Origin of the sequence: Shimia ponticola, assembly GCF_007995215.1 — a bacterium.
Classification (GTDB): domain Bacteria; phylum Pseudomonadota; class Alphaproteobacteria; order Rhodobacterales; family Rhodobacteraceae; genus Shimia_B; species Shimia_B ponticola.
In genome coordinates, this window is the sequence record NZ_VCDK01000002.1 from 218232 (window position 1) to 236110 (window position 17879).

General features: G+C 58.3%; 22 protein-coding genes. 6 read left to right on the forward strand and 16 right to left on the reverse strand.

Going from position 1 to position 17879, the window contains the following annotated elements; genetic code table 11:
• Positions 1-142 precede the first annotated feature (142 nt).
• Genes FE702_RS02385 through FE702_RS02395 form a run of 3 tightly spaced genes read left to right on the forward strand, consistent with a single transcriptional unit; the run spans position 143 to position 2526 of the window.
• Positions 143-955 (forward strand): ABC transporter substrate-binding protein, encoded by an 813-nt coding sequence (locus FE702_RS02385; RefSeq protein ID WP_147124614.1) that lies wholly within the window; start codon positions 143-145, stop codon positions 953-955.
• Positions 956-1801, forward strand: a complete 846-nt coding sequence (locus FE702_RS02390; protein WP_147124615.1) for an amino acid ABC transporter permease — start codon at positions 956-958, stop codon at positions 1799-1801. It abuts the gene before it with no gap.
• Positions 1798-2526, forward strand: coding sequence for an amino acid ABC transporter ATP-binding protein (locus FE702_RS02395; RefSeq protein ID WP_147124616.1), 729 nt, complete (start codon positions 1798-1800; stop codon positions 2524-2526). Before FE702_RS02390 ends, FE702_RS02395 begins: the two co-directional genes overlap by 4 nt.
• Here the strand turns inward: FE702_RS02395 and FE702_RS02400 are convergent, their stop codons facing one another.
• The 6 genes from FE702_RS02400 to FE702_RS02420 form a co-directional block, all read right to left on the reverse strand.
• Complete coding sequence (locus tag FE702_RS02400; RefSeq protein WP_186826958.1) at positions 2527-3240, reverse strand: DUF3307 domain-containing protein; 714 nt, start codon at positions 3238-3240, stop codon at positions 2527-2529.
• A complete protein-coding gene (locus tag FE702_RS18515) occupies positions 3237-3860 on the reverse strand; it encodes a hypothetical protein (RefSeq protein ID WP_186826959.1) in 624 nt (207 codons plus the stop codon). Before FE702_RS18515 ends, FE702_RS02400 begins: the two co-directional genes overlap by 4 nt.
• 113 nt (positions 3861-3973) lie before the next feature.
• On the reverse strand, positions 3974-4807 hold the full coding sequence (locus tag FE702_RS02405) for a LysR family transcriptional regulator (protein WP_147124618.1): 834 nt from the start codon (positions 4805-4807) through the stop codon (positions 3974-3976).
• 217 nt (positions 4808-5024) lie between these two features.
• Positions 5025-5567 (reverse strand): sugar O-acetyltransferase, encoded by a 543-nt coding sequence (locus tag FE702_RS02410; protein WP_147124619.1) that lies wholly within the window; start codon positions 5565-5567, stop codon positions 5025-5027.
• Positions 5568-5605: 38 nt separating this feature from the next.
• Positions 5606-5932 (reverse strand): TfoX/Sxy family protein, encoded by a 327-nt coding sequence (locus FE702_RS02415; RefSeq protein WP_147124620.1) that lies wholly within the window; start codon positions 5930-5932, stop codon positions 5606-5608.
• A complete protein-coding gene (locus tag FE702_RS02420; RefSeq protein ID WP_147124621.1) occupies positions 5932-6312 on the reverse strand; it encodes an SUF system Fe-S cluster assembly protein in 381 nt (126 codons plus the stop codon). The genes FE702_RS02415 and FE702_RS02420 overlap by 1 nt, the downstream gene beginning before the upstream one ends.
• 194 nt (positions 6313-6506) lie before the next feature.
• Here FE702_RS02420 and rpiB point away from each other — a divergent pair, with 194 nt between their 5' ends.
• Positions 6507-6956: a ribose 5-phosphate isomerase B gene (gene rpiB / locus FE702_RS02425; protein WP_147124622.1), complete on the forward strand. Its 450-nt coding sequence runs from the start codon at positions 6507-6509 to the stop codon at positions 6954-6956.
• On the opposite strand, the gene rimK is transcribed toward rpiB, so the two are convergent.
• On the reverse strand, positions 6953-8356 hold the full coding sequence (gene rimK / locus FE702_RS02430) for a 30S ribosomal protein S6--L-glutamate ligase (RefSeq protein WP_147124623.1): 1404 nt from the start codon (positions 8354-8356) through the stop codon (positions 6953-6955). The two genes, rpiB and rimK, sit on opposite strands and share 4 nt — an antisense overlap.
• Before the next feature lie 111 nt (positions 8357-8467).
• Between rimK and tgt the strand changes: the two genes are divergently transcribed.
• On the forward strand, positions 8468-9595 hold the full coding sequence (tgt, locus tag FE702_RS02435) for a tRNA guanosine(34) transglycosylase Tgt (protein WP_147124624.1): 1128 nt from the start codon (positions 8468-8470) through the stop codon (positions 9593-9595).
• On the opposite strand, the gene FE702_RS02440 is transcribed toward tgt, so the two are convergent.
• The 6 genes from FE702_RS02440 to FE702_RS02465 form a co-directional block, all read right to left on the reverse strand.
• On the reverse strand, positions 9592-10014 hold the full coding sequence (locus tag FE702_RS02440) for a cupin domain-containing protein (protein WP_147124625.1): 423 nt from the start codon (positions 10012-10014) through the stop codon (positions 9592-9594). The genes tgt and FE702_RS02440 overlap by 4 nt on opposite strands.
• Positions 10011-10688, reverse strand: coding sequence for a haloacid dehalogenase type II (locus tag FE702_RS02445; RefSeq protein ID WP_255449559.1), 678 nt, complete (start codon positions 10686-10688; stop codon positions 10011-10013). The genes FE702_RS02440 and FE702_RS02445 overlap by 4 nt, the downstream gene beginning before the upstream one ends.
• Positions 10685-11191, reverse strand: a complete 507-nt coding sequence (locus FE702_RS02450; RefSeq protein WP_147124626.1) for a GNAT family N-acetyltransferase — start codon at positions 11189-11191, stop codon at positions 10685-10687. The genes FE702_RS02445 and FE702_RS02450 overlap by 4 nt, the downstream gene beginning before the upstream one ends.
• 100 nt (positions 11192-11291) lie before the next feature.
• Positions 11292-12569: a phosphopyruvate hydratase gene (eno, locus tag FE702_RS02455; protein WP_147124627.1), complete on the reverse strand. Its 1278-nt coding sequence runs from the start codon at positions 12567-12569 to the stop codon at positions 11292-11294.
• Between the two features lie 99 nt (positions 12570-12668).
• Positions 12669-13538 (reverse strand): DMT family transporter, encoded by an 870-nt coding sequence (locus tag FE702_RS02460; RefSeq protein WP_147124628.1) that lies wholly within the window; start codon positions 13536-13538, stop codon positions 12669-12671.
• A 30-nt stretch (positions 13539-13568) separates the two neighbouring features.
• Positions 13569-13982, reverse strand: a complete 414-nt coding sequence (locus FE702_RS02465) for a Fur family transcriptional regulator (protein ID WP_147124629.1) — start codon at positions 13980-13982, stop codon at positions 13569-13571.
• Positions 13983-14124: 142 nt separating this feature from the next.
• Between FE702_RS02465 and FE702_RS02470 the strand changes: the two genes are divergently transcribed.
• On the forward strand, positions 14125-15018 hold the full coding sequence (locus FE702_RS02470) for a DMT family transporter (protein ID WP_147124833.1): 894 nt from the start codon (positions 14125-14127) through the stop codon (positions 15016-15018).
• Here FE702_RS02470 and FE702_RS02475 read toward each other — a convergent pair.
• Genes FE702_RS02475 through FE702_RS02485 form a run of 3 tightly spaced genes read right to left on the reverse strand, consistent with a single transcriptional unit; the run spans position 14997 to position 17775 of the window.
• Positions 14997-16397, reverse strand: a complete 1401-nt coding sequence (locus FE702_RS02475) for a protein adenylyltransferase SelO (protein ID WP_147124630.1) — start codon at positions 16395-16397, stop codon at positions 14997-14999. The genes FE702_RS02470 and FE702_RS02475 overlap by 22 nt on opposite strands.
• The gene (locus tag FE702_RS02480) at positions 16394-16843 is read right to left on the reverse strand and encodes a GNAT family N-acetyltransferase (protein ID WP_147124631.1); all 450 of its coding nucleotides are present in this window, start codon (positions 16841-16843) and stop codon (positions 16394-16396) included. The genes FE702_RS02475 and FE702_RS02480 overlap by 4 nt, the downstream gene beginning before the upstream one ends.
• A complete protein-coding gene (locus tag FE702_RS02485; protein ID WP_147124632.1) occupies positions 16840-17775 on the reverse strand; it encodes a nucleoside hydrolase in 936 nt (311 codons plus the stop codon). Before FE702_RS02485 ends, FE702_RS02480 begins: the two co-directional genes overlap by 4 nt.
• Positions 17776-17879: the final 104 nt, after the last annotated feature.

The following is a 17879-nucleotide window of genomic DNA, read 5'->3' on the forward strand; positions in this document are numbered from 1 at the left end:
GCGCTCCTGTGTCTATTTGCAAGATAGGGTGGCATTGCCGCGCGCTCAAGCCCGCGATTGGGCGCAGTTTGGCGGAACGCGCTGGACAGACGGCACGAGCGGCATAAGCTGCGGGTCAGATATCCAACCGGGGGAATTCATCATGACACGTTTGATTGTAGCCGGCGCTTTGGCGTTGATGGGAACGACGGCCGTGGCAGGCGGGCACCTTTGCTACGAAGGAAAGACATTGACCGAAGGCAAGCTGACCATCGCGACTGGCAATCCTGCCTACTATCCTTGGGTCATGGACGACGCGCCGGAAAGCGGTAAGGGCTTTGAAGCGGCGGTCGCTTACGCAGTGGCCGAAGAAATGGGGCTGTCAGCCGAGAATGTTGTCTGGGTGCGGACGTCTTTTGATGAGGCGATCCAGCCGGGTGCCAAGAATTTTGACATCAACATGCAGCAATATTCGATCACGCCAGAGCGCGATCAGATGGTAGATTTTTCCGAACCGTATTATGCAGCGCCCATGGCCGCCTTGGCTGTTGGGGCTGTGTCCGAAACAGAGGCCACGCTTGATGCACTGAAGGGTCTGAAATGGGGCGCCGTTGGCAGCACGACAGGTGCGCAAAAGCTGATCAATACCATTCAGCCATCTTCGGATCCGTTGTTCTACAATGACAATAACGATGTGATTGCCGCCATGCAGGCCGGTCAGATTGATGCGGCTTTGTTTGACCTGCCGACCGCGCTTTATCTGAGCGCTGTTGTGTTGGATGGGGGCACCATTCTGGGGCAGTTTCCAGCAGATCGCGCGGACACGCCTGACCTGTTCGGCATGTTGATGGAAGAGGGCAATCCGCTGAAGGAGTGTGTTGATGCTGCGATCATGAGCCTCACTGAGTCCGGCGAACTGGCCGCGATTGAGGCTGAATGGTTGCAAGACACGACCGGCGTGCCGCTGATCCAGTAAATGACAATTGCAGACGAAGGTTCGGGCAAACCTGCCCGGACCCGCCGACAGATATATGAAGACGGGCTGCGAAAACGCAGCCTGATGATTGCAGGGACGAGCACGGTCGCTGTCGTTCTGGCAATCGTGTTGCTCGTGCCGCTCGCGCCCGGTTGGGCAGCGGTGAAGAAAAGCTTTTTCAACTGGGATGTCTTCAGCGCAACCTTTCCCAAGTTGCTGGACGCCTTTCTGATCGACGTCATGATTTTTGCCTGGTGCGCGCCTGCGATTGCGGTTCTCGGATTGCTGATTGCGCTGGCGCGGGATGTGCGGAATCCGGCGCTCTATCCACTGCGGATTTTCAGCGCGGCTTTCACGGATGTATTCCGGGGCGTTCCGGTTGTGCTCACGGTCTACCTGATCGGGTTCGGGATTCCCGGACTTGGCCTGCCGCGCCCTTGGAACAGCCCCTATATTTGGGGCTCGCTTGCGCTGATCCTGACCTATTCGGCCTATGTGGCCGAGATTTTCCGGTCAGGGATCGAGAGCATTCATCCGTCGCAACGTGCGGCGGCCGAGAGCCTTGGCCTGAGCCGTCGCGATACCATGTGGTATGTGATCCTTCCGCAGGCGGTACGTCGCGTGGTGCCTGCAAATATGAACATGCTGATTGCACTGCAAAAGGATGTCGCGCTGCTCAGCTTTATCGGACCGGTCGAGATTTTCCGGCAGGCGGGCGTGTTCAAGTCGCTCTATGCGAACTTCACGCCATATGTCGGGGCGGCAGTGATCTTCCTCGCGATCACAATTCCGGCGACGCGCTATGCGGATTACCTGATGGCTAAACAGCGGCGGGATCGGTCGTGAAGCTATCGCTGCGTGATGTGCAAAAGACCTTTGGGTCGAACCATGTCTGCAAAGGCATTTCTCTTGATGTTCAGGAAGGTGAGCTTGTTTGTCTGATCGGGGCTTCGGGGTCGGGCAAGTCGACATTTCTGCGCTGTATCAACCTTTTAGAGCCGATTGATGACGGAGCGGTCTATCTAGACGGGCAGGACATTGCCGTTCCGGGGCTGGACCCTGAACCAGTGCGTCGGCGCATCGGGATGGTCTTTCAAAGCTATAACCTGTTTCCACATATGACCGCGGTCGAGAATGCCATGCTGGCGCCGCGCCGCGTGCGCGGTGTGTCGCGTGATGCCATCCGGCCCGAGGTTTCTGCGCTTTTCGAGCGTTTTGGGCTGGGCGACCGGATGGAGCATTATCCCGATCAGCTGTCCGGCGGTCAGCAACAACGGGTTGCGATCATTCGAGCCTTGGCTATGCGGCCCGAGGTGATGTTGTTTGATGAAATCACCAGCGCGCTGGATCCGCAGTTGGTAGGCGAGGTTCTGGACGTGCTACTTGCGTTGAAAGCAGACGGGATGACGATGGTTCTGGCCACGCATGAAATGGGCTTTGCCCGCGAGGCTGCGGACAAGGTTTGTTTTCTGGCCGATGGCCGGATCGTTGAAGAAGGCCCACCTGATGTGCTGTTTACCGCGCCAAAACAGCCAGAGACGCAAGCTTTTCTTGAGCGTGCTTTGAAGTGATCAGGGTAGCCACGGCAAAGGTGGTAGGACAGACATTACGCCAAGCGAAGCAAAGGTGGCGGCCAAGGCCCACCCAAATGATGCCAGGGTTCCGATGATCACGTATTCCGTCAGTTGATCTTCGGCCTCTGGCTTGAAACGCAGAATGGATTTCGCAGCGATCAGAAAGCCGATGGCCATCGGGGCGTCTGCGAGTATCAGGATAAAGACGATACCGCGCTCTAGCTGGCCGATCAGCGCGCCACCATCGGCAAGTCCTTCGCGTTCGGTTATCTCGGCATACGGTGTCATCAGCAGCCGGATGGCAAAGCCACCTGCGCGTGTGGCGATGATGAAGCCGCTGATCAGGATCAGTGTTGATGGCAACCAGTCAAACCCATCTACCGCCCACAGGCTGCCTGACCAAAGATCGGGGGCAATGGCTGCGACGACAATAAGCGACGCGACATGGGCGGCTTGGTCGGCCATGAAGCTGGCGAAGGTGTTGGGAAGGGCGGCTGTTTTCACGACGTCTATGACCAGATGGGCACCGATGAGGATCAGCACGGCCTCATGAAGCGGCATGGTAGTGACAGCGGCCAAGGTGACCCAGACGATGGCGATGTGGGCGGCCATGCCGATAAAACGCGTTTTGGTCCGAACCATCCAGTTGGTCTGGAGTATGAAATCAGCCAGCACATGCGCAAAAAGAAGAAGGGCAAAGGTCTCGATCATTTGACAATTTCCGCTTCGAAGACATCCAAAGCCGCGTTCAAGGCACGTAGACCAGCACCGGCGAGACGGTCTTGGATGGCCTGTTGGGAAACGCCAAAGCGATTTGCGATTTCGGCTTGGGTGACGTCCTGCCGCGCTAGCGCGTGATAAAGCGCTGCGTTCTGGGCCTTGGTCCATTGTCGGGCTTGGAAATCGATGACTTCCAGCAATGCCAGGGGCCATGGACCTGCGGTTGCGGCGATCGACATGCGGCGGTGCCGTGGCATCTGTTCAAGCGCATCGCCAGCGGCCTCGAACGCCGGACCATATGCGGCGGCTAGATCACCGCTGGCTGGCAGGGTCGCTTCACCTACGGCCATGGCGATGCGGGTGCTTTGGCCTGTGCCGCCCAATCGTGTTAGGATGCGCAAGGCGGCGCGCAGGCCGGCTGATCCGTCTTGGACCCAGACCTGCCATCCATCGCCACGGTAGCGTGCCATGTGGACCGGGCAGGCGAAGTCGCGCGACAATTCATCGGCCGTTTCGTCTATATCCTGCATCACCGTCTCTAAGGTGCGCGCCGAGAGGCCGCGTGATGAGACGATGTCACCTGTCAGAATTGCGTTAATTTCAGTGGCCATGGAACAAGTTATAAGACTTGTTTGTATGTTTTACAAGTTAATGGGCTTGTTGTGCATCGGAACAAGTGGGTGAGCTTGTTTTCAACGGGTGCAAACCCGTCCTACTGTCGCCCCTATTTCGTATCTCCAAGATATCCGGCGATGGCGTCAAGCGCAGCACGAATGCCTGGGTCGAACCGGGTTTCGTGATGCGACACGAGCCAACGCGCATGAGACAACTCCGGGATCGGGTCGGACAGCCGAGTGAGACGAGGGCGGGTTTCCCCGATCATCATCGGAAACACGATACACCCCACGCCGGCTTCTGCCAGATGCATACCAAGCTTTGGATCATTGACTGTTGTAACGATTTGCGCCTCATGAGTCTTGCGCACCCATGATGCGCTTCGCGTCGCGGCAGCGTCATGGCTCGCGCCGATCCACGGCGCTGTTTCGGGGTCCATGCCCGCTTGGCCGTAAATTGCAAAATGCACATCGCCCACGGATCGCCCGGCGAGCCATGGTTGGTCAGGCCGTTTGTTGCGCAAGCCAATGTCGATCTCGCGTCTTGCGATGTCCATTTCGCCGTTTCGGTGCAGGAATTCAGGCACCCAATTGTCCGATGCCGTCCAGTACTTGGGAAGGTCCCGCGCCAAAAGAAGAGACGTCCACGTTCCGGCAGAAATGCGGACCCGAGTCGGGCCGCTGACCTTCGCCTGCCACTGAGATATCTCTGCGGCTGCCGCTTCCATGCGTTCTGCTTTGGCCAAGAGCTCTCGTCCTTCGGCGGTCGGAGCGTAGCCTTGCGCGCCATGGAGAAAGAGCCTGCGCCCCATCGACTTTTCCAAAGCCGTCATGCGTCGGCTAAGCGTCGCCGGGCTGGCCCCCGTTTCGGTGGCCGCGCGCGCCAGTTGGCCATGCCGCGCAACGGCGGCAAACAGGGCAAGGTCATTCCAGGCGGTTTTCATAATTGAAAGCCTGCATGCCCGGCGCGGCCTGTGCAAGCATGGATTGATTGATCATTGTGGCAGAGGAGATGGGCGATGAATGATACCGCAAAGTAGCGTTCCCACGATCTGATCGTGGAGGGCTTGCCATCTGTCGCGCCTTGCAAAACTGAAAGTGTGGGGGGGAGCGCTCCCACTTAGCGGGCGTTGAAAGCCTCTTTCGAATTGCCTGTCGGAGTTAAATCGGCCGCGCGGGATTTCCGACAACCGTTTGGCCCGGCGCCACATCGCGCGTGACAATCGCACCTGCGCCAACGATTGCACCGTCGCCGATGGTGACGCCCGGCAAAATAATCGCACCGCCGCCCATCCAGACATCTGCGCCGATGGTGACGGGCTTTCCAAATTCCAGCATGGCGGCGCGGTCTTCCTGCGCACGGGGGTGGTCGGCGGCAAGGATTTGACACATCGGGCCAATGGCTGTGCGATCGCCAATGGTGATCGGGCAGATATCCAGAAGCACGCAGTTGTAGTTCATGAACACATCCTGACCGAGGTGGATGTTGTATCCATAGTCGACATAGATCGGCGCGCGCAGGGCACAGCCAGCGCCTTTGGACCCGATCAATTGATCCAGAATGGGCGAGCGCAAATCATCTTCGGTCACAATGGTCTGGTTGTATTCGCGCATGAGCCGCTGGGCGCGGACCCGATCCGCAACCAGTTCGGGGTCTCCGGGGCGGTAAGGCAACCCGGCGATCATTTTTTCCTTTTCCGTCATGAACCAAGCGTAACCACAGCTTGATGTGTGGGGGAAGCCTATCGTTGGGCGTCTATTGCCCTGCGACCCCATTCCGCAGCGGCTTCGGGGTCATCAAGCGCAGACTCTGGAAGCGTCCAGTAGCCCATGGAGGCAATGCTGCCGTCCTTCCGGGTCATCTCGAAGATCACGGACCCTTCGTCATGCAATGCCTCTGCCAAAGCGCTCTCGGCTTTGACGTAGACGGTTCCTTCGGAACTCAGGATCGCAAATATCTGACCCTCTGAATAAAGGCTGAGCCCGCCCATCATCTTGCGATGGGTCAGGCCCGGAATGTCTGAGAACAGATCATAGACAAAGGCAATGTCTTCGTCCGTGACCGCCATTACATGAAGCCAAGCTCAAGCCGGGCTTCGTCGGACATCATGTCCATCCCCCAGGGTGGTTCCCATGTCAGTTCAACGTCGACCTGTTTGACACCGGGCAAAGGTTCAACAGCGTCGGCCACCCAACCGGGCATCTCACCGGCCACCGGACAGCCGGGAGCCGTCAGGGTCATGATGACTTTGACCTCGTTTTCGGTATTGATATCGACCGTGTAGACCAAGCCCAGATCATAGATATTCACTGGAATTTCAGGGTCATACACTGTGCGGATCGCCTCGACGATGGGCTCGTGCAGCGGGTGATCCACGGACGAGGGCGCGATCAGAGGCGCACCTTCCATAGGGCCGTCTGTCGGGGCGTTGGTATTGGAGTCGGTCATGTCATGTCCTGTTTTCCGACGGGGTTAGTCAGGATATAAGGAAGGGGCGCGGAAGCGTAAAGGGCAAGAGCGGCTGACAGGGCGTAGGGTGCTTCTGTTTCACGCAGGTCACCCCAGATAGTGCAGGGCTTGACGCGCCGTAGATCAACTGGTCCAAGCGCGGCAATTCCGCAGACCAGAGTGAGCGATCAGCCATGTCAGCTTCCAAACGCATCGTTTTGTCCAGCGACCACGCAGCCATTGAGCTGCGGCAGGCGGTTGCAGGACACATTCAGGCACAGGGTTGGGAGGCTGTTGATATCGGCCCGACCACGCCAGAGAGCACGCATTACCCTGATCGCGGCGCAGAAGCGGCCCGGATGGTGGCCTCGGGTGAGTGCGCTTTGGGTATTGTTCTGTGCGGCACCGGGCAGGGCATCATGATGGCCGCAAACAAAGTCCCCGGTATTCGGTGCGGTGTGTGTAGCGACACGTTTTCGGCCAAGATGATCCGCGCGCACAATGACGCCAACATGATATCGCTCGGCGCGCGCGTGCTGGGGGAGGGCCTTGCGCTCGAAATCGTGGACGCCTTTTTGAGCACAGAGTTCGAAGGTGGCCGCCACGCCACCCGCGTCGACATGATCAAGGCTCTGGAAGCTTAGGCTTTCGCGCGGCTCTTACGAAGCGGGGCTGGCCGAACACGGGTTTCGATTTCGTCAAAAAGCAAACCGGCGATATTCTTGCCGGTTGCCTTTTCGATACCTTCAAGACCGGGCGACGAGTTCACCTCGAGCAGTTTTGGGCCCTCGGCCCCGCGCAGGAGATCAACACCCGCGATACCAAGCTTGAACGCCTTGGCAGCTTTGACTGCAGCGGCGCGTTCCTCTTTCGACAGTTTGGCAAGCGTCGCTGATCCTCCTCGATGGAGGTTGGATCGAAAATCGTCACCTGCCGCCGTCCGTTTCATCGCGGCCACAACCTTGCCTGCGATCACAAGGCAGCGAATATCCTCTCCGGCGGCCTCTTTAACGAATTGCTGGACCAAGAAGTTGGCCTTCAGACCCCGGAAGGCATCAATGACGGACTGAGCGGCCTTTTTCGTTTCGGCCAGCACGACGCCCTTGCCTTGGGTGCTTTCCAAAAGCTTCACGATCAGAGGGGCAGAGCTGACAAGGCTCATCAGGTTTTCGGTGTCCTTGGGCGATGCGGCAAATGCGGTCACAGGCATCCCAATGCCGTGGCGTGCAAGAACCTGATGGGCATGAAGCTTGTCTCGGCTGGCGGTAATACCTTCGGACCCGTTCACGCAATAGGTGCCCAGCGTTTCGAACTGGCGTAGGATGGCCGTGCCATAGGGTGTGATCGACGCGCCGATCCGGGGGATCACGGCATCAAAGCGGGGAAGCCGCGCGCCATCATAATACACTTCGGGTGCTTTGGAGTTTATCGCCATATAACAACGTGTTGTGTCGATAACCTCGACGGTATGTCCGCGCGTTTCGCCTTCGATCACAAGCCGTTTCGTCGAATAGCTATTGGGTTCGCGGGACAACACGCAAATACGAAGTGACCGGGCTGGGACTGCCGTCTTGAGCTTGCGCGCGGTATAAAGGTCGTATGAGAGTTCCTCTTGCAAGAACCTGTCAGAAGGCTGAACCAGCGTGTCCTCTGTAAGCGCTTGACGTCCCAAAAGCATTCTGTTCGCCATGCCCCCGCGATCTGTGAGCGTCACTTCAATAGGCCAGCGTTTTCCTCCGACCGAAACGGGTGTTTCGATGACATAACGCAACTCCGTTTCACCGTTTGAACTGGTGACTTCGCGGCGGTCGACGACGGGTGCGGAACAGGTGATCGTCAGGTCGCGGTTGCCGGGGACGGGGTGAACACCGAAGCGAACCTTGGGTTTGCTCGCCGGTCCGAATTGTTCGATATCAAACGCATGAAGAGCCGACGTCTTGGCGCCGGTATCAATCTTGGCTCGGATAGCCGGAAGACCCAGATCAGGCAGCGCAAGCCATTCTTCCCATCCAAGCCGGATTGGGTCGTTTTGTTCTTCGGTCATGATGGTCTCCCTCGGTCGTTAGAAAGCTAACGCGCAAAGCCGCCATTTTGAACCGGATGAATTTCGGTTTTTTCCATGGTCCCCGTTCAAGGGACGGATTAGGTGGAGCAGATGGAGAGATTTTCGTTTGAACTGAAGGCCACTGATGGCCGCGCGCGGACCGGTGTGATCAGTACGCCAAGAGGCGAGATCCGCACCCCTGCGTTTATGCCTGTGGGTACGGCAGCAACGGTCAAGGCCATGATGCCGGAGAGTGTGCGCGCGACGGGTGCGGACATCCTGTTGGGCAACACCTATCACCTGATGTTGCGACCGACCGCTGAACGGATTGACCGGCTGGGGGGCTTGCACAAGTTCATGAATTGGGACCGTCCCATCCTGACTGACAGCGGTGGGTTTCAGGTGATGAGCCTCGCTGGACTACGAAAGCTGACCGAGAAAGGCGTCACCTTCAAAAGCCACATCGACGGGTCCAAACATGAGCTGACACCAGAGCGGTCAATGGAAATTCAGCGGCTGTTGGGGTCTGACATCGTCATGTGTTTTGACGAATGCCCGGCGCTGCCCGCAGATCGGGATCGGATCGCCGAAAGCATGCGTTTGTCGATGCGGTGGGCCCAGCGGTCGCGCGATGCGTTTGGCGATCGACCGGGCCACGCGCTTTTCGGTATCCAGCAAGGCGGGCTTGAAGAGGACCTGCGCGGCGAAAGCGCCGAGGCCCTGCGCGCCATTGAGTTTGATGGATACGCGGTCGGCGGCCTCGCCGTGGGTGAGGGACAGGAGGCCATGTTTGGCTGTCTGGACTATGCGCCAGAGCAACTGCCTGTCGACAAACCTCGATACCTGATGGGTGTCGGCAAGCCAGATGACATTGTGGGCGCCGTGAAACGCGGGATCGACATGATGGATTGCGTGCTGCCGTCACGCTCTGGTCGCACGGGGCAGGTGTTTACGCGCCGGGGTGTCGTGAACATCAAGAACGCCCGCCATCAGGATGATCCGCGTCCGCTGGACGAGGATTGCACATGCCCGGCCTGCCGCAACTATTCGCGTGCCTATCTGCACCACGTGTTCAAATCGCAGGAAATGATCAGTGGCATGCTGCTGACATGGCACAACCTGCACTACTTCCAAGAGATCATGCAGGGTATGCGCGAGGCGATCGCCGCAGGCACGTTTGAGGCATGGGAGGCACTTTTCCACGCGCAGCGTGCCGAGGGCGACATCGAACCGCTCTAGCGCGGGATGTCAAATCCGGGTTCGGCCAACGTGAAGCCTTCGAATTGAAACCCCGGAGACACGGTGCAGCCGACGAGCGTCCATTCGCCGGTCGTGCGCGCGGCTTGCCAATGGTCCTTGGGCACGATCCCTTGGGGGTATTGACCCGCTGCCAGGTCAGGCCCAAGCGTCACATCACGGACTGGCCCGTCGTCGGTTGCCGACATCGACAGGATCAGCGGCGCGCCCGCGTAGTAGTGCCAGATTTCAACGGCATCGACTCGGTGCCAATGGCTGCTCTCACCCGCCTTGAGCAGGAAGTAGATGCAGGTGCCAGTTGCGCGTTTCTTGGATGTGTCATCGACCCAGGTCTGCCGGTAATGGCCACCTTCGGGATGCGGTTGCAGACCCAGATGGGCGATAATGTCTTCTGCGGTCATGCCAGTTGCCTCGCAAGGTCGATGAAATCGGTGGCGATGAAATCCCAGACTTCCGAGGGCTCAAGATCGGTCATCTGATTTGTGCCATGTTCCGTCGGGCGGGAGACAAATGCGGTCTTGAGACCCGCTGAGCGTGCTGCCGCGAGATCATCATTGTGGGCTGCGACCATAACCACACGTTCTGGGCGGCATTGCAGGGCGTCGCAAGAGGCGAGGTAAGTTATGGGCTTGGGCTTGTAATCCTTTGCGATGTCAGCACCAACGATCGCATCCCAAGGTAAGCCGCCGTATTTGGCCAACCGCGTCATCAGGCCAATCGAGCCGTTGGAACAGGGCGCGATGATGTGGCTCCGTTTGATCATCGTCAGGCCCGGAACGACATCAGACCATGGGTCAAGACGTTCCCACGCACGGTTCAATTCGGTTTCATTGCGTGGCGTGACACTGAACGCCTCGCAGGTCGCGCGCAGGTTCATCAGATGCAATTCATCAAGCTTGACGTAATCGCGGGAGCCGCTCCGAATGGTTTCCATCGCCGGTTGGTAAAGGCCACGCCAATGATCCGCGAAGGCAAGCGCATCAATCTGGGGGAAGCATTCGGAAACATCGCGCGCGACCGAGTTGCGCCAATCCACACACGTGCCAAAGACGTCGAAAATCAGAGCCTCGATCACAGCAGCATCTCGAAAAATACAATTGTGTCCCGAGCATCCTCGGGGATGTCCTGATAGGGACCACACCGTTTGAAGCCGAGTTTCTCGTATAGGTTTATGGCTTGTCTCAGGTTGCGCCCGGTGTCGAGGTGAACCTTGTGCGCGCCTGTGGCGCGGCAATCGGCGATCAGGGTCTCCATGATTTGACGCCCGGCGCCAGTGCCGCGCGTCTCAGGAGAGAGGTAGACCCGTTTGATTTCGACCACTCCGGGTGACAGCGTGTGAAACATTCCGCAGCCGACCGGCTGATCGCCTAGCAGAGCAAGCCGAATACCCCCGCCGGGCGGTGCATGAACCTGATCAAGCCTGTTCATGAGGTCCTGGTAGTCGTCTGTTGGGTAGTATTTCTGGCAGACCCAACTTTCATCAGTGTCCAGCCCCAAGAGAAAACTCCTGTAGTCCCAGCAAAGCTGCCGAACCGCGTTCAGGTGTATTTCTGATTGGGGGCGAATGATGCGAAGCATGTTCGCACAATGGCCAGCGTCAGCAAGCGGTGCAACCGCCGGATGCCTCCGGCGGAAGTTATTTCAGCAAGAAGAATGGGCGGGGTTCGCCCAACTGGGCCTAGCCACGCAGGATCGAGGTGCCCGCATAAACTGCGGTTTCACCCAGCGCCTCTTCGATGCGGATCAACTGGTTGTATTTTGCCAGTCGGTCCGAGCGTGACAGCGAGCCGGTTTTGATTTGACCACAGTTGGTCGCGACTGCGAGGTCGGCAATCGTCGCATCTTCGGTTTCGCCCGAACGGTGCGACATGACATTGGTCATGCGCGCGCGGTGGGCCATGTCGACGGCTTTCAATGTCTCGGTCAGAGACCCGATCTGGTTGACTTTGACCAGCATGGAGTTGGCCGAGCCTTTCTGGATACCGGTCGCCAGACGTTCCGGGTTGGTGACGAACAGGTCGTCGCCAACCAGTTGCACGCGGTCCCCGATCGCGTCAGTCAGGGCCTTCCAGCCGTCCCAGTCATCTTCGCTCATGCCGTCTTCGATCGAGATGATCGGATAGTCGTTCGCGAGCGCTTCCAGATAGGCAACGTTCTCTTCGGAGGTCAGCGTCTTGCCTTCGCCGGACAAAACATAAGCGCCGTCCTTGTAGTATTCTGTCGCCGCGCAATCGAGGGCGAGGTAGATATCCTTGCCCGGCTCATAGCCTGCCGCCTTTATCGAGGTCAGGATGAAATCCAGCGCTTCGCGGGTGGATTGCAGGTTGGGGGCAAAGCCGCCTTCGTCACCGATGCCTGTGTTATGGCCTGCGGCAGAAAGCTCTTTTTTCAACGTGTGGAACACCTCGGAACCCATGCGGATCGCCTCGCGGATCGAGGTGGCCGAGACCGGCATGATCATGAATTCCTGAATATCGATTGGGTTGTCGGCGTGTTCGCCGCCGTTGATGATATTCATCATCGGGACCGGCAGGGTGCGTGCCGAAGTGCCCCCGATGTAGCGGTAAAGCGGCTGTTCGCAATAATCAGCGGCTGCCTTGGCCACGGCCATCGACACGCCGAGGATCGCGTTCGCGCCAAGGCGGCCTTTGTTCGGAGTGCCGTCCAGTTCGATCATCGCCTCGTCGATGGCGACCTGTTCCGTGGCGTCCATGCCAACCAGTTCTTCGGCAATTTCGCCGTTTACGGCGGCGACGGCTTCCAGCACGCCTTTGCCAAGGTAGCGCGACTTGTCGCCGTCGCGCTTTTCAACCGCCTCATAAGCACCGGTCGACGCGCCCGATGGCACGGCGGCGCGGCCCATGGTTCCGTCTTCCATTGTCACGTCCACTTCAACCGTTGGGTTGCCCCGGCTATCGAGGATTTCGCGGGCAAAGATATCAATGATCGTGCTCATGGCAGCGGCCTTTCCAAATGCGGTATTTGGCGGCGCTATAGCAGGGCGCAGGCGGGTCCAAAAGAGTGTTAGCGACCACCATGATAAAAATTGTTTGCGCTAACGGTTTCTGTGCCGTCCTTCCCGCCACAGTGTGTATATGCCCGAGGCGATGACGATGGCGGACCCGATCAACATCAGCAAGTCAGGCCGTTCTCCGAAAATCAGGACACCGATGATCAGTGCAAAGACCATGCGTGTATAGCGGAACGGCGTCACAAAGCTGACTTCGCCGATCCGGGTGGCAATCAGAATAGCGTAGTAGGCGCAGACGCCGAGAACGATGGCGATCAATGCATAAATCGCCGTGTCCGATGCAGCCGGGCGCAAAGGCGTGCCGCCCGCCAGCAAAAGAAGCAGTCCGGTGGGGATGAGCGTCGCAAATCCAAGGAAGGCAAGCTGAAGCGTATGAACGCGCGCGGGGACCTTTCGGACGATCACGTCGCGCGCCGCCAAGCCCAACATGCCGACTACGGCCCAGAGAGCGAGGGGGTCAAACCCCTGCATGCCCGGTCGGATAATCAACAGAACGCCAAAGAGCCCGATCAGAATCGCCGTCCAACGACGCCATCCGACCTGTTCACCCAAAAAGAGCGCGGCGCCGACCGTCACCACCAAAGGAGCCGATTGCAGGATAGCTGACGCTGTGGACAATGGGATCAGTGCGATGGCCGTCACAAAACCAAACGTGCCGATCAGCTCGGCCACGTTGCGCAGAATAACCGGTGCGCTGACAAGGTCGCGGTGCCATAGCGAATGGCCTTGTCGCCATGCCATCACCGCAAAGACCGGGGTGCCGCCGATGCCAAGTGCCAGCACGATTTGCCCAATGGGCCAATCGCCTGCCATGATCTTGATCATCATGTCTTCGAGCGCAAAGAGCGCCATGGCCAACGTCATCAACGCTGCGCCGCGCAAATTAGGAGTCATGTGGTTTCCAAATGGCCGAGATGGGCTCTCTCAGGATTTTTTGGCAGGCGTACCATAAAGCTCCAGCCTGTGCCCTTTGAGCGTATAGCCCAGACGCTCTGCGATCTTTTCCTGAAGCGCCTCTATCTCTAGATCGACGAATTCGATGACTTCCCCGGTGGACAAATCAATCAGGTGGTCGTGGTGGTCGCGGTCAGCGTCTTCGTAGCGCGCGCGCCCGTCGCCGAACTCCAGTTTCTCAAGTATTCCGGCCTCTTCAAACAATTTGACCGTTCTGTAGACCGTCGCCAGGGAAATGCCCGCGTCGATTTCGGCGGCGCGTGCATAAAGCTGTTCGACATCGGGATGATCGTCGGATTCTTGCAGAACCTTGGCAATGACACGCCGCTGACCTGTCATCCGCAGGCCTTTGGTTTCGCAGCGCTGAATGATGGTGTCGGTCATAGGGTCGGCGCCTAGTGTCTAAGGCTCATGGAATGAGTGTCCTGCGTGGATAGCGGGTGGGGCAGATGCGCTCAACCCCAGTTCGGCTGGAATAGGTTCGCTGACAATTGACTTCGACGCGTGCTTTCTGCACGGGGGAATGATGCAATCAAAAGACAGCCTTGATACCTTTGGCATCATCTCGCTTGTGGCGTTCGCGCTGTTGCTGGCGTTCAACCAAGTGGCCATCGCAGTTGGCGGGGATGGGTTTCAACCGGTCTTCATGGCGGGATTGCGGTCGGTTGGGGCAGCGATTGTGTTGGCTGTCTGGACGCGGTTTCGACGCATCCCGATTGCCATTTCACGGGACCTATGGCCCATCGCGGCGCTGATGGGCGCGGTGTTCGGCGGCGAATTCATTCTGTTGTTTACAGCGCTGGATTTGACGAGCGTCTCACGGGCAAGCGTCATCTTCTATTCTATGCCGTTCTGGGCGACGCTCGGCGCCCATTTCCTGTTGCGAGAGCATATCTCACGGCAGAAAATCCTTGGGTTGGTTGCGGCATTTGCGGGTGTGACCCTGGCCATTTGGGACGGGACAAACGACGCCTCCGGCAGCCTTGCAGGTGATCTTGCCGCGTTGGGCGCGTCAACGGGTTGGGCGGCCATCTTATTGATTGTGAAGGGTAGCAAGGCCCGTGATCTGCCACCAGAGGTCCAGCTGTTCTGGCAGGTGCTGGGCTCAATTCCGGTTTTAATGTTCGCTGCCCTGTTCTTTGGCCCGTTTGTCAGAGAGCTTGAGTTTGTTCACTGGGCTGTTTTGAGCTTTCAGATACTGTGTATCGCGTCTTTCGGATTTTTGTTCTGGTTTTGGTTGCTCAAGATCTATCCCGCCACAAGCGTCGCATCATTCAGCTTTCTCTCACCCGTTTTCAGCGTCGCCCTTGGGGCGATGATTTTAGGTGAAGAGGTTGGCCCGAACCTTTTGCTTGCGCTTGGTTTTGTGGTTCTGGGATTGGTGCTGATCAATCGCCGTCAGGTGCCGCAGAAGGTTTGATGCACCACTTCGTCCGGTTCGGGTGGCCGCGTGTATGTGTCATCCTGCGGTCGTTCGAATGGGCGTGAAAGAACGTGGTTCAGGTCATTGAAAGCAGACCAATTTTCCGAAACTGCGGCTTGAATGGCAGCTTCGACCAAATGGTTGCGGGGAATGACCTGAGGGTTGGCTACCGACATCTTGTCCAAGTCTGGGTTCAGGCCGCGCCACGTGGTTAGCCACTCTTTGCCATCTTCGCTTTGGAAAACCTTCTGAGTATCAGGATCGTCGCTCAGTGAATTGAAAGTATTGGTGAAATCCGCGCCATCGTTTGTCATCAAGCTCAATAGAGCACCGAGATGATCAACTCCAGCATCATCCAGTGCGCCAAGCCCGATCTTTGCGCCAAACCTCTGCCGCCATGCGGTTTGGTAGGCATCGGCAAATCCATTGACGATGGCTGTGAAATCCTCAATCGCAGCGTCACGGTCCGGCATCAGCGGCAGCAGTGCGGTCGCAAATTGCGCCATGTTCCATGCGCCGATATTGGGTTGATTGGCATAGGCGTACCGGCCGCCGTGATCGATCGACGAAAACACGCGCGCCGGATGGTAGTCATCCATGAATGCACAAGGGCCGTAATCAATCGTGTCGCCCGCCACATGCGCATTGTCTGTGTTCATGACGCCATGAATAAAGCCGACAGACATCCACTGCGCGATCAGTTCGGCCTGAGCCTGAACGACTTGGCGCAGGAGGTCTGGAATGTCGTTTGCCGTGGGGTAATGGCGATCCATGACATGGTCCGCCAGTGTGCGCAGGTCGTCGATCTGACCCCGTGCGGCAAAGACCTGAAATGTCCCAACGCGGATATGGCTGCTTGCAACGCGTGTGACGATGGCTCCGGGCAAGGGGGCCTCACGCAAAACAGTCTCTCCGGTGGTCACAAGGGCAAGCGCGCGTGTCGTCGGAATGCCAAGAGCCGCCATCGCCTCGGACACGAGGTATTCGCGCAGCGCGGGGCCGACCCAATTGCGCCCATCGCCTGCCCGGGAATAGGGCGTCGGGCCAGACCCTTTGAGTTGGATGTCCCAGCGTCCGCCATCTTGGTCCAGAATTTCGCCAAGCAAAATGGCGCGTCCGTCGCCCAGTTGCGGGTTCCAGTTGCCGAATTGGTGGCCTGCATAAAGGGCTGCGAGAGGCTCTGCACCGTCAGGCACGTCATTGCCACCAAAGATCGCGGCCCGTTCGGCCATGTCCATGTCAGGCAGGCCGAGCTGCTCGGCAAGGTCCGCGTTCCATGCACGTAACGTCGGTTCGCGTACCGGAGTCGCAGGGAGTTTGGTGTAAAACGCAGACGGGAGCCGCGCGTAGGAATTGTCAAACGCGATTTGGGTCATGTGAGCCTGCGTGTCATCAGGCCATAGCGGCCCCGCATTTGGAAACCGGTCTTTTCATACATGGCGATGGCCGTCGTGTTGTCATGGTCGACTTCTAGATGGACCGCCGTGATCTGTGCCTCGGCGAGGTAGCGCCCAACGGCGAGAAGCACCTCTGAACCCAAACCGCGACCGCGCACCTTTGGCCGAAGATAGACTTCGTCGACAAAGGCGTCCTTGCCGCCGAATTCAATGGACCAGCCATAGGTGATGACCACGTAGCCAATCGGTGCGATCCGAGGTCCGATGATAAAAACTTCGCCCAAATGGGAGCCGTCCAATAGAGGCATGAGCGCGTTGTGGCGATGTGCGTCGTCTGCCTCTGTTCCTTCTTCTGCGTGGAATGATGCCATGAGCGGCAGAATACGCGGCGCGTCCTCTGGCGTGGCCTTGTGTATGGCGGTCATAGGGTGGCCAGTCGCGTCGTCAGAAGGTCAAAGAACCGGTCGCGGTCACCATCTCCAAGGAACAGCGCGTTGGGCGCACGATCGGTGACACCCCACCAGTCTGCGACTGTCATGCCGCGCGTCAGAGGTGATGCGACCTCAATCTCGACATTGATGGTGCGCCCGCTGAACAGGGTGGGATCAAGCAGGTGCGCGATGACACAAGGGTCATGCAAGGGCGCGCCCTTGGTGCCGTATTTTGCGGTATCGAAGCGTTCAAAGAAGTCTGTCCAACCAGCGATGGCGTCGCCCACGGGTGTCTTCAGCGCGCGCAAACCGGCGATCCAGTCCTGTGACGTCAGCATCTTGTGCGTAAGATCAAGCGAGGCGACCGTAAGCTTGATCCCTGATCCAAAGACATGTGCGGCGGCCTCTGGGTCAACAAAGATGTTGAATTCTGCAGCAGGCGTGATGTTGCCAACCTCGAAATAGGCCCCTCCCATCAGGACAATTTCCTGAATGCCCTCTGCGATCTCGGGGTCTTGGATGAGTGCCGAAGCAATGTTGGTCAGCGGGCCGAGCGGGCACAAGGTAACGGAATTCGGCTCTGCGGCCCGGCAGGTTTCGATAATGAAATCAACGCCGTGCTTTTCCTGCACGGGCATTGCAGGCTCGGGCAGGTCGGCACCATCGAGACCGGTTTGCCCATGAACATGTTCGGCAGTGCGCAGATCACGCGCGATGGGGCGGTCACAGCCTGCGTAGATTTGTATGTCAGGTCGCCCAGCGAGTTCGCAGGTCACGCGGGCGTTCCGCGTCGTCAGGTCAAGCGGTACGTTCCCGGCGACGGTGGTGATGCCCAAGACCTCTAATTCAGGGGAGGCCAGTGCGAGGCAAATCGCGACGGCATCGTCTTGGCCGGGATCGGTGTCGATGATGATCTTGCGTGTCATGAGGAGTAAGTGAGGCGCGTGGCGACAAATGTCTAGCGCTTGCATGGATTTCTGCCGCTGGTCCGGCCCGGCTCGCCTTGCGGCAGCTTGGGCTGCCCTTGATC